12 protein-coding genes are annotated in these 10,048 nt (G+C 39.7%); 2 read left to right on the plus strand and 10 right to left on the minus strand.

Annotation, left to right across the window (positions count from 1 at the left end):
• Positions 1-88 precede the first annotated feature (88 nt).
• Entirely contained in the window at positions 89-559 is a 471-nt protein-coding gene (locus NG798_RS25870; RefSeq protein WP_261226607.1) for a cupin domain-containing protein, read from the minus strand.
• Between the two features lie 718 nt (positions 560-1,277).
• Here NG798_RS25870 and NG798_RS25875 point away from each other — a divergent pair.
• A complete protein-coding gene (locus tag NG798_RS25875) occupies positions 1,278-2,237 on the plus strand; it encodes a hypothetical protein (RefSeq protein ID WP_261226608.1) in 960 nt (319 codons plus the stop codon).
• A 155-nt stretch (positions 2,238-2,392) separates the two neighbouring features.
• Here NG798_RS25875 and NG798_RS25880 read toward each other — a convergent pair whose 3' ends face one another.
• Positions 2,393-2,539, minus strand: coding sequence for a hypothetical protein (locus NG798_RS25880; protein WP_261226609.1), 147 nt, complete (start codon positions 2,537-2,539; stop codon positions 2,393-2,395).
• A 1,722-nt stretch (positions 2,540-4,261) separates the two neighbouring features.
• On the opposite strand from NG798_RS25880, the gene NG798_RS25885 reads away from it, so the two are divergent.
• A complete protein-coding gene (locus NG798_RS25885; RefSeq protein WP_261226610.1) occupies positions 4,262-5,815 on the plus strand; it encodes a tetratricopeptide repeat protein in 1,554 nt (517 codons plus the stop codon).
• Positions 5,816-6,186: 371 nt separating this feature from the next.
• Here NG798_RS25885 and NG798_RS25890 read toward each other — a convergent pair whose 3' ends face one another.
• The 8 genes from NG798_RS25890 to NG798_RS25925 form a co-directional block, all read right to left on the minus strand.
• On the minus strand, positions 6,187-6,540 hold the full coding sequence (locus NG798_RS25890; RefSeq protein ID WP_261226611.1) for a hypothetical protein: 354 nt from the start codon (positions 6,538-6,540) through the stop codon (positions 6,187-6,189).
• Positions 6,541-6,576: 36 nt separating this feature from the next.
• Positions 6,577-6,804 (minus strand): DNA-binding transcriptional regulator, encoded by a 228-nt coding sequence (locus tag NG798_RS25895; RefSeq protein ID WP_261226612.1) that lies wholly within the window; start codon positions 6,802-6,804, stop codon positions 6,577-6,579.
• Between the two features lie 29 nt (positions 6,805-6,833).
• Positions 6,834-7,043 carry a hypothetical protein gene (locus NG798_RS25900; RefSeq protein ID WP_261226613.1) on the minus strand — a complete coding sequence of 70 codons (210 nt, stop codon included), beginning with the start codon at positions 7,041-7,043 and terminating at the stop codon, positions 6,834-6,836.
• Positions 7,009-7,209, minus strand: a complete 201-nt coding sequence (locus NG798_RS25905) for a hypothetical protein (RefSeq protein WP_261226614.1) — start codon at positions 7,207-7,209, stop codon at positions 7,009-7,011. Before NG798_RS25905 ends, NG798_RS25900 begins: the two co-directional genes overlap by 35 nt.
• Before the next feature lie 279 nt (positions 7,210-7,488).
• Positions 7,489-7,935, minus strand: a complete 447-nt coding sequence (locus tag NG798_RS25910) for a hypothetical protein (protein ID WP_261226615.1) — start codon at positions 7,933-7,935, stop codon at positions 7,489-7,491.
• On the minus strand, positions 7,926-8,624 hold the full coding sequence (locus NG798_RS25915) for a hypothetical protein (protein ID WP_261226616.1): 699 nt from the start codon (positions 8,622-8,624) through the stop codon (positions 7,926-7,928). Before NG798_RS25915 ends, NG798_RS25910 begins: the two co-directional genes overlap by 10 nt.
• A 127-nt stretch (positions 8,625-8,751) precedes the next feature.
• Positions 8,752-9,261 (minus strand): hypothetical protein, encoded by a 510-nt coding sequence (locus NG798_RS25920; RefSeq protein WP_261226617.1) that lies wholly within the window; start codon positions 9,259-9,261, stop codon positions 8,752-8,754.
• Between the two features lie 89 nt (positions 9,262-9,350).
• Positions 9,351-10,048: chemotaxis protein CheB (locus NG798_RS25925; protein WP_261226618.1), on the minus strand; the 698-nt coding region annotated here is incomplete at its 5' end.

The following is a 10,048-nucleotide window of genomic DNA, read 5'->3' on the forward strand; positions in this document are numbered from 1 at the left end:
AGCTAATTGTAACTTAATTTCCATATTTTACACCTCAGTTCCCTGCATTTGTTGGGATAACTCAGACGCTAATAACTCCATTTTATTCTTAATAAGGGTGACCATCTTTATGCGTTAAAGCCCATTCACCATTTGGCAATTGTGTTGCTTTGAGATCGTCGTTGGGAAATTCAACCTCATCTCCTTCAGAGCGGTCGCCAATTTCAAGATAAGTTACATTTTCCTGAGTTCGATTAATTAGTTGATGAGCAATACCTGTGTCGGCTTTAAATCCATAACAGTCACCAGGATGCAAAATGAATTCCTCTTCGCCTAGTACCAGCGTTGGGCTGCCTTCCAATATCAAGATAAATTCTTCTTGCTTTGAGTGGCTGTGAGCAAGTGCAGAAATTGCACCGGGGGAGAGGTGGGTTAAATTCACTCCAAAATTAGTCAACCCAAAATATTCTCCTAACTTTCGCTTTTGTCGTCCCTCAACAAGAGAAGCGAATGGTTCTGGGTATATTGTCTTACCGGGTGGTGCTGGAATCGATTTTGCTGAAATTGGCGGTTGCTTCATAACCCAACTTTACTTGTCATGTTAATTGTTTAACACTCCTCACACTTTTAAGGTGAAAATTTCTAGGTATCAAATTCGCCGTAACAAGGGTAGGATTTTTCCAACTTTAGCTCTTTTCAAGCTTTAAAGCCGGTGCGGCAGACGGTACTTAGTCACACATTGGTTCGTATAGCCCCGTCCACCGCCCCCTAGCAGATTGACCGACGCTGACAAATTCACCGGCCTAATAAAAACCACTACCCTCCTGACATCCATTGCCCCCATGACATCTATTGGCACCTCAATGGTGGCAAAGCCACTGGCCTCTAAAATCTGCTGGCCCTTGTATTTGAGAGGATAGTGACACCAGCAATTCGGGTTCAATTTAGCAAAGCTGTTAGATCCACCAAATAGCACAACTAAACTCTTACTGGGTACGGAACAGGAATTAGTTGTAATAAAAATTTACCCTATTGTAATTGTCTGGGCTTAATGCCCGTAGGGAGAAATTTGCTAGATGTCGTGGGGACATATTGTGGAGCGTGTCAACCTGGCAGGCAGATGCTAGTTTGGGGGTCATTTCAAATTAGAGGCCGGTGGTGTGTATTAGTTTAGGGGAGAGTCGAGGGCTCTGGGTAGTTTGACTATTAGTTCTGTGCCGGTGGGAGATAAAGCAGTGCTAGGCGTTACAATGCGGGGGCCGGTAATTAATATGTTTTTTTGGCCGGCGTGAGAGCCGATGGGAAGCCTTGGTTTCTCCCTTTTGTGTTGGATGCTGCGGGCCAATGCTAAAGTGAGAGATGAGATTGAAAAAGAGTTATTGTTACCAACAGTTAACATTTATACTAAAAGTCAAATGACTGAACAACTTAAAACTTTTTTACCTGCCATACTAGGATTAACTATTTCCGGTTTCTTGTTACTACAACGGCTAGGCGTTTTTAAATACTTGAAGAAAATCAACGACGAAAAGAGAATTCTTTGGCCCTCCTTATTTTTTTTGACATCTCCTTTCATCTTTTCGCTCGCCTTTAGTGTAACAAAAATCGGAAATTTTACAGAAATTAAAGGCATTAATTCAGTTATAACTATTTTAACGACAACTGCAAGCATTTATACTGCAAATTGGTTTTTGGATGGCTATAGAAAAAAGCAGAAACAGCAAGAAATTGCTAGGATACTTGTAACTAGCATCGAAGAACATTTGCGACATTTTAAAAATATTAAATTTCATTTAACAAGGAATCTATTGGTTTTAGAAAGAGATAAATTTATAGATAAAAATATTGTTTTCATCAAAAACAATGATTTATATAATTTAGCGTTAGAAGAAATAAAAATATTTCCATCTGAAAGGATTAGAGATATTACTCGGTATTCTACTGGACTAAAACATCTTATATATGAAGTTGAAAAGTTTTTAAAAAAAGAAGAAAATTCAGTGGAATTTATAAATTTAGACAAGAAAATTGATTCTAATCATCTTGATGCTGGCTTATGTTTAATGGGTTTAACTAAAGAGATTATGGGCGATGAAAAGTTATTTAATAAGTTCAAGGATTTGGTCAAATCGGGCTATCATACAATAAAGGGTATTTATGGAGAAGATAAATATATGGGTCCTGAGCTTACGGATTCTATGCAAAATATTGAAACAGCATTTGAAGAGTTTAGCATAGGTGATGAACTTAATAATTAATATAACTTTTGTAAAAGCTGGTGGTTCTGGATAGTTAGAGTAGTTGAGGAACAGCCAAGATACGCACTTTTCAAAGGTAGGGGCTAAAGTTTTCTAAAGAGATTATAGACTCACGCTTAATTCTTGCTCCTCAGAACACCGGCATCCTCCCCTCATCAAATCTCCCCGGCTTGCCAAATCAATACGCTATCCCCAACGGCTATGTGGTTGGCATAGCGTGTCACCAGCCAAGGCTTTTGCAGCCGTGTGCGGTGAATAATCGCTTTTTCCAGTTTCGGAAGAGAGTGGGGGGAAGGCAACATTTACCTTGACTCTACCTCTCAGCTATACCCCTATAAAGAAGAATTGAATCGGTTACTGCTTGAAAGTTATTAAAATTAATTAAAAATAAAGGTTTTTTAAGCAGTTCAGAAATTGCCAATAAATAATAGTTGGTGTGAACAATTGGGGATTTAGAGAGAGGGTTGGATTTGTGGTATTGTGCCGGTGTAGTTGGGGGCCGGTGTAGTTGGGGCTTGACCACAAATATTTAGAGTTTTAGTTTGCTGATGCAATGATGAAAGGATTCTTAGCGTATCTCGGCTTTACCCCATATTTGGTTTGTCGAAGAAGTCACCGGCAATCAGATTACGATTCGTGGTAAAGGAAAGCAAATTAATGTAGAACTGTGCGAAGTTGAAGTACCGGCGGGTGGCGAACAAAACGCGCAGCTAGAATTGCAAAGGTTAATAGATGAATCAGCGGCGCAAGTAGCCATCGCATTTTTATCAAGGACATCGAAAGGGGTACCGGTGGTGGAAATGTGAATTCATCCAGAAAGCCAAGAGGAAGAATCGCTTAATGGCCTTCTGTTACTAAAGCGAGTGGCGATTGTTAATCAGGAGACCATAGATTTTTGCTTAAACCGTGATGTGTTTGAGAGGGAAGCAAAATTCTGAAGTGGCGGGTCTAAGTTGAATTTGATTTGGCTGAAAGCCTGGTATCCCGTCAGCCTTATAACCCTTTTACTTTCTAAGTTCCTACTTATTATCCAAGGCTTTGCTAGGTTGGCTGTCGCTATGCCAGTTGCGTAAGACTTGAGATATATTTAGCTAAGTGATAAACTGCCGAAATAGCCGTAATTATTGAGCAATCCTGGAGTACCTCCCGACGATTTTCACAACATAGTAAGTTGGGACAAATTAAGCCTACAACAGCAAGAAAAGGCCCGATAAATATTCCTGAAAGAAGCACTATAGAAATGACTGCCAAAGCAGCAAGCATCCACATAAGAAATGTTCCACCTCCTACAAATATTAAAAAAAATATCGCAAAGAGAATATACGCATACACACAAGGCCGAGGCAATGTTTCATACAAAGTTTTTATACCTTCAGGTAGCTGGTAAAAATAGTCAGAGAAGAACTCCCAGTGGCCCTTCCAAGATTCAGAGATTTTCTTACAAAGTGCCATAGTTTTTCTCCTTTTTTGCTATATTTGCAAACCAAGTCAGCCATAAACGCCGGTACTGCTCGCCTCCCCAGTCCAATACCAGTTTACCCCTCTAACTGCCAGGGCTAACAGTTTGTGAGTGGGGGCACGAAAGTTGGGGTTGGCGGGATAGGTGTCGGGTCTGACAGTCGGGAGATGCGCTCGCCTCACTCTGCTTTATCCAGTTTCCCCCAAACCGTCTCGAACTGCTGCCAATCTTCCTCGGTCTCCAGTGGGTTCTGAGCGAGTCCCACCAACCGGGTCAAGAGCACGGCATCCCGAAGCGATTCCCCGCCGCTCTCATCAGCAGCCGTTCTAGGTTGGGGTCGTAGTCATCGGCGATGAGGGCCGCGTAGTCAGTGTCTAAGAGGTTGAGGGGTTCTGGGTTGGGCATAGTCTATGAGGTCCCTTTTTTTGGTAAAGCTTTATTTTTCTGTAACAATCTACTCCAAATTTTGAACCTTTTTTAGTTTAAAATCTTTCCAAAGATAGAGGGCTTGCTCTCAGACCTACTCAAAAAAACTAGCAAACAGCACTCCACTCAGAAAATAGCTATGTTAACATTCCAGAAGTTTTCAAAAAATGTTATGCGTTCGGTTTTACTCATTGGATTTACAATCTTATCGTTATTCTACTCTTTTTTAGATATTAATTATGCTTATGCACAAGGGATTAACATAAAGTTATTATCCGATAATTCTTTATTTAAGGCTGAATTTAATATTGATTCAATTGTTCGTATCGACAAAGGAATTGAAGCTAATCTTTATCAACATCAAACTGATCCATCTGAGAACTTACCCTTGGAAAAGAAGCTATTTAATCATGGTATAGACCAAGCAAAAAATGGAAACCATGAAAAAGCCATACAGTTTTATACAAAAGCCCTTCAGGTTAATCCTCTTTTTGCTAAAGCTTATTTAAATCGAGGATATGCTCGTTCTAAGCTGGACGAAATAGAAAATACTTTTGAAGACTATAATAAATCTATAGAAATCAGCCCTGATTTAGCAGTTGCTTACATTGCCCGAGGCAATCTTTATTTTGAACAAAAGGAAAATGAAAATGCTTTGGCAGATTTTGATACAGCAATTAATATCAACAACAATTATGAGGAGGCTTACTTTGGAAAAGGTTCTGTTTATTTAAAACTAGAACAATATGAAGACGCTATTAAAAATTTTTCTAAAGCTATTAGTTTAAATCCTCAATATATGGATGCTTATATTATGAGAGGATATGCTAAATCCTACTTAAAAGATTATAGAGGAGTGGTTGAAGATTCTACAAAAGCCATTAATTTAGATGCTAATCATCAAGAATATATTGCCTATAGTAACAGAGGTTTGGCTTTATCCTATTTAGAAGAAAACCAGAAAGCACTAAAAGACTTAAACGAATGTCTAAAAATTAATTCAGACTTTTTCATTGGTCACTATAACCGAGGGGAAGTTTTAAGAAGGTTAGGTAAATACAAGGAAGCGGTTGCTTCTTATGATAAAGCTTTACAGTATAATCCTGATGATTATGAAATTTTGAATAGTAGAGGAGATGCTTTACTAGATTTAGAAAAATATGAAGAAGCTATTGACTCTTACGACAAAGCTTTACGCTACAAACGCGATGATTATGCCACATGGGCTAATAGAGGATTTGCACTTAGCCAGTTAGAGAAATACAAAGAAGCCATTGATTCTTATGACGAAGCTTTAGATTATAATCCGAGCAGTGAAATAGTTTGGTTAAACAAAGGTAATGCTTTTTTAAAATTACACCAGTACAAAGAAGCTATTGATTCTTGCGATCATGCTCTGCGTTATCAGCCAAAATTCTATGGAGCTTGGGGAATTAGAGGAATTGCTTTTACTCAATTGGGAAAATATAAACAAGCACTTGATTCTTATGACAAACTGTTAGAGTATCAACCCGATGATAGTGCAGCGTGGTACTATAAAGCCTGCATTTATGGATTGCAAGGAAACTTATCTCAGGCTGTAGAGCATTTGAAGCAAGCCATTAAATTGGATCAAAAATGGAAAAAGGAAGCCAAGGATGATGAAGATTTTGATTTAATTCGCAACGAACCAGAATTCCAAGAATTGCTCTAATCTTAATCTCAGTTTACTTTGGGAGTGATAAGGAACCAAGCGCACCAACCCCCCAACGCAACAATCCCGCCAGAGCTAGTAAGTGCGGGATTTTCTATTATATCAGTTTTTAATAAAGAGCTGCGCGGCCTGAGTTAACGGGTGTTTGTTTTTTTTATGCTCCTAATTTACCGGACTCCTCTAGTCTGGCGAATCCATCCGGTGAGGTAACTTGAGTGGATATTCTCTACTCCCAACGAATTGGCGGCGGGAGAAGTTGGCCGGAATTGTGCCGGTGGGAACCGAGGTCACCGGGGCTGTTTGGGAGATTTATGGAGTTGCTTCTGCAATCAGCGGCAAAGCACCTTCCCGACAAGGATATGAAGGTTGTTTTACTCAGCAGAACTGGTTTGATTGCGGTCTCTTTGAATCCACTGGTAAACACTCATTTGGTAAACACTCATTCCCCATTTGTAAACTAAAAATTCATGGTAATCTAAAGAAAAATAGTTGTTCATAAAATTCGACTCTTTCAATTTTTTCAACAGCCATAAGCTTATTGGAATAGTAATGATGCCAATCATTAGTTCTGCAATAAACATATAAATTATAGCTCGACACATTAAATTAAATGCTAATCTAGCAAAAATGTATATCCAAAAAGGAAGCACAGCAATTAACAGAACTACTACAGCAATAGGGAAAAAAATAAGAATAACAGTTAACCAAAAAGTGGCTGTATTCATAAAGTTATTTTCGTTGTGTATAGATAGTAAAGTTATTCATGTCATCTTAACCCGCTCCCCCATCTGCCGCAACTGCAACTCAATCAGCTTAATCGCCATCAGTGAGGGGGTGGCATGACCACGCTCCCAGCGGTTGATGGTCTGGAAGGACACACCGAGACGAGCGGCCAACTTCTCCTGGGAGAGGTTCATGCGCTTGCGTAGGGTCTTGATGAGTTCAGGAATTTGCAAGGTGAAAGAAGTCATCGTTTTAGGATAATCCAAACAGACCGTATAACATTCTTGATATTGTCTTAAAATTTTCTGGCTTCCGGTTGTAATATTGAACAGTTCATACGATATTTATTGGCCGGTGATGCCAAGAAGGTCGCTAAAGTCCGTGATGCCGGTGCTGACAATAAGATCGCTAAAGTTCCCAAAGTCTCTGGATGCCGGTGGTGGCGGGGATGTCGGTGATGTACATTTTCTCTATGCCGGCCTGAAACAGCCATGAGTTTTAGCATTTCCAAGCGATACACCGGCCTGTTTACGTTCAAGAGCTTGCCTAGATTCACTAGCCCCCAAACATTCCACCGGCTTTCTTATATCCACCAGCACTGCCAGATTCACCGGCCCCTGAACATCCAAGGGCGCCACCGCAGAAATCGGTGTGTCAATGTAGTGTTTCAAGATCCAAGAACTCTATGACGTCCACATACCAATGAATCAAATCGGTTTTAAGTTGATTCTTAAGTGGCCTAATTTCATCAACTTAACAGGGCCAGTGATGCGATGGGTGTCTACTGAAGTGGCCATGAGTGTCGGTGGTATTGCGTAATTTGTTTATGTTTATTTGGGTGCCGGTGGGATACTGTATGGGCCGGTGTCCGCCTGGGGTGCCGATAATTTCCCCACAGAGGGGGGAGACTGGGTATCGACCCCGCAGCCACACCAATACCGCTCCTGAAATTATTGCTTTTTACGGACGAAGTGAAGAATTAAGAAACTGGGTATCAACCCCGCAGCGACACCAATACCCCCGTAAATCAATTGTTGTTGCAAGGTTCCTTCGTTGTCTCTAACGGAACGGGTGCTGTAGCTTCGTCCAGAGTAAATTTCTCGACTTCTTGTGGAATTACAAAACATATCTCCGGGGCTGCAACTTCGAGAATAACCTTGCCCCGGAATGCTCTCATAGAGAGTGTAGGGAATGGGAGAAGCGAGGGTTACTCCAACAATTCCTCCAATAATTGAGCAGACTACGATGGGGATGAATGCCTTCATATCGCTAATGTTTTTGATGCCGGTGAGTGTTAATTTAATTATGGTGGGGGATGGGCGAGCTTTTAGTTTTTCCTTTGCATAAAAATGCCAAGCTGGGCTGATTCTTGATTCATCATTTTGCCTTAACGACATTTTTCATTAGGAGATAACGACCAATCGTATAATTGAGGATCTTGCTGATTATTGTCCGTGATAATGTGTAACTTTTTGCCATATACATTAAAAAATGAGCCTGTACAAAATCCTTTTCCTGTACCAGAACAATCTCCAAATTCATGGTAATTAAGATTCCTAACCATTCGACTTGCTAACCCTCTTAATTCTCTTATTTGATAGGGATGCTTGTAGTCGAATTGCCATCCTGAGTCTAAAATAACTTCTCTTGCTTGGCTGTAAGGCATTCCCTGATATAAGCCCTTCGGTAATTCCTGCTCTGACTGACCTAACAAACATGATTCTTGGCTTGATAAAGTCCAATGATATAATCTAGGATCTCGTTCGTTATTGACAGTGATAATCCCTAAACTTTTACCATCTGAACCAATAAAAGAACCGCCACAAAATCCTCGGCCAGTTCCAGCACAATCTCCAAATTCATCATAACCTAGGCCGTTAACCATTCGACTTGTCAATCCAGATAATTCTCTGAAACGGGGACGTTCATAATCTATCAGCCATCCTGAATTGAGGATAAGCTCTCTGGCTTCGCTGTAAGGCATTCCCTGACGCAAACCAGTAGGAATTTCCTGCCCTATTCCAACCAACGGAAATAGCGCGAGATTAACAATGATTCCAATTCCAGATAAAAGTGCATACCGCATAGTATTTGCCCCTGCTATGAAGATAACTTATTATTCACGAATTTTTATTGGGATAGTTCCTATTCAGTGCCAATGATTTAGCAAACTGCCAAGTTGTTTAAGTAAGTTATGCTATTTTGTAGATTAATTAAATCATTATGTCTACTCCCCATCTTAATGGAATGGGTTGACCCCTGACGGGCGTAATATACTCAAACTCTTGAACTCTACCCTGAATTTGTCCAAAAGTTCTTATATAACCAGTGTGTTTTTTTGAATAGGTAACAGCTGCGATATTATCGCAACCCTGAATCAATTGATTGCTCATGGCCGTTAACATTTGCGTAGATGCCATTATATTATTAACAAGCTGACCGCTTCCTTCCCTTACCGTACCCAAAAGAATTATCAAGTGAATAGAGCGTCCCGCTGGTGCGCCGGCCTGCCATTCACGATAAATTTGTCTACCCTGAAACTCCACAGTTAGATAATTATTATTCTTAATTCTTGCTTTAACATTTTCTACTGCTGTATCACAAGAATTTTTAGATTGTTTTACTCCCTGGGTAAGAGATTGAGCTTGAGAGGGGCTGAGTGATAAACAGAATGTGGTAAATATCACACTCGAAGCTAAAATAGTCTCAATAATTTTCTTCATACCTTTTGTCTTGATTGTAAAGAGTATTTTTGGAGGGTTAGTCAACTGATCGCCCGATTGAAATCCGCTAAAGTACGAGTGATATTACCCTAACAAATAGATTTTAGCCATTGTGTTAAACTAATAATATCGCTATTTCCTTCTATTAATATTGTTTTATGTTTTGGCTCTTTGTCTATGTCTAATGCTGTATTGGGCATGGAGCTACTTTCTCTCTTATCATGCTTACATTCCTTTGGATTCTGAACTGCTGTCTCTCCACCTTGATTTTTTATTGCCTTTAACCCATACGCCCCATCTCCATCACACCCACATAAAATTAGACCCGCAATTGTTAAATCTTTTATCTTTGTTTTTACATCTGCAAGTTCCATCATAATTTTATCGATACAAGGCATATATAGTCTCTCATTATTGCCTGCATCAGATTCGTTCTGTTCCCACCATTGATCAAGTTTTTTCAGCCAAGATTGTGGCTGTAATACTTGAAGCATTACCTGACCATTTTGTTCGAGACAATCAGCATACATAAATTCATGTTCTTCAACAGAGGATGGATCTGGCAGAATGTACAGAGTATTTGTATTGATTGAATAATGGCCTATTTGGTCTACAAAAGAAACATTAGCTCCCAGCCACTCGTTCTGTATTTTCTTACATATTGCTGCTTTATCTTCGCTAAGTTTAAAATATAAATGATTAACGAATATTATAGCATTACGCGCATACGTTAGGACAATTTTTAAAAGCAGAATCCACACATTCTTGCAGAGTTTCAAACTCTTTT

It is taken from the genome of Ancylothrix sp. D3o (assembly GCF_025370775.1).
Lineage (GTDB): Bacteria > Cyanobacteriota > Cyanobacteriia > Cyanobacteriales > Oscillatoriaceae > Ancylothrix.

Excerpts from the sequence above, each read along its gene's own strand:
- NG798_RS25885 (WP_261226610.1), top strand. The coding sequence starts at position 4,262 with ATGTTAACATTCCAGAAGTTTTCAAAAAATGTTATGCGTTCGGTTTTA.
- NG798_RS25900 (WP_261226613.1), bottom strand. The coding sequence starts at position 7,043 with ATGCTAAAACTCATGGCTGTTTCAGGCCGGCATAGAGAAAATGTACAT.
- NG798_RS25915 (WP_261226616.1), bottom strand. The coding sequence starts at position 8,624 with ATGCGGTATGCACTTTTATCTGGAATTGGAATCATTGTTAATCTCGCG.
- NG798_RS25870 (WP_261226607.1), bottom strand. The coding sequence starts at position 559 with ATGAAGCAACCGCCAATTTCAGCAAAATCGATTCCAGCACCACCCGGT.
- NG798_RS25910 (WP_261226615.1), bottom strand. The coding sequence starts at position 7,935 with ATGTCGTTAAGGCAAAATGATGAATCAAGAATCAGCCCAGCTTGGCAT.
- NG798_RS25875 (WP_261226608.1), top strand. The coding sequence starts at position 1,278 with ATGGGAAGCCTTGGTTTCTCCCTTTTGTGTTGGATGCTGCGGGCCAAT.
- NG798_RS25920 (WP_261226617.1), bottom strand. The coding sequence starts at position 9,261 with ATGAAGAAAATTATTGAGACTATTTTAGCTTCGAGTGTGATATTTACC.
- NG798_RS25890 (WP_261226611.1), bottom strand. The coding sequence starts at position 6,540 with ATGAATACAGCCACTTTTTGGTTAACTGTTATTCTTATTTTTTTCCCT.
- NG798_RS25880 (WP_261226609.1), bottom strand. The coding sequence starts at position 2,539 with ATGTTGCCTTCCCCCCACTCTCTTCCGAAACTGGAAAAAGCGATTATT.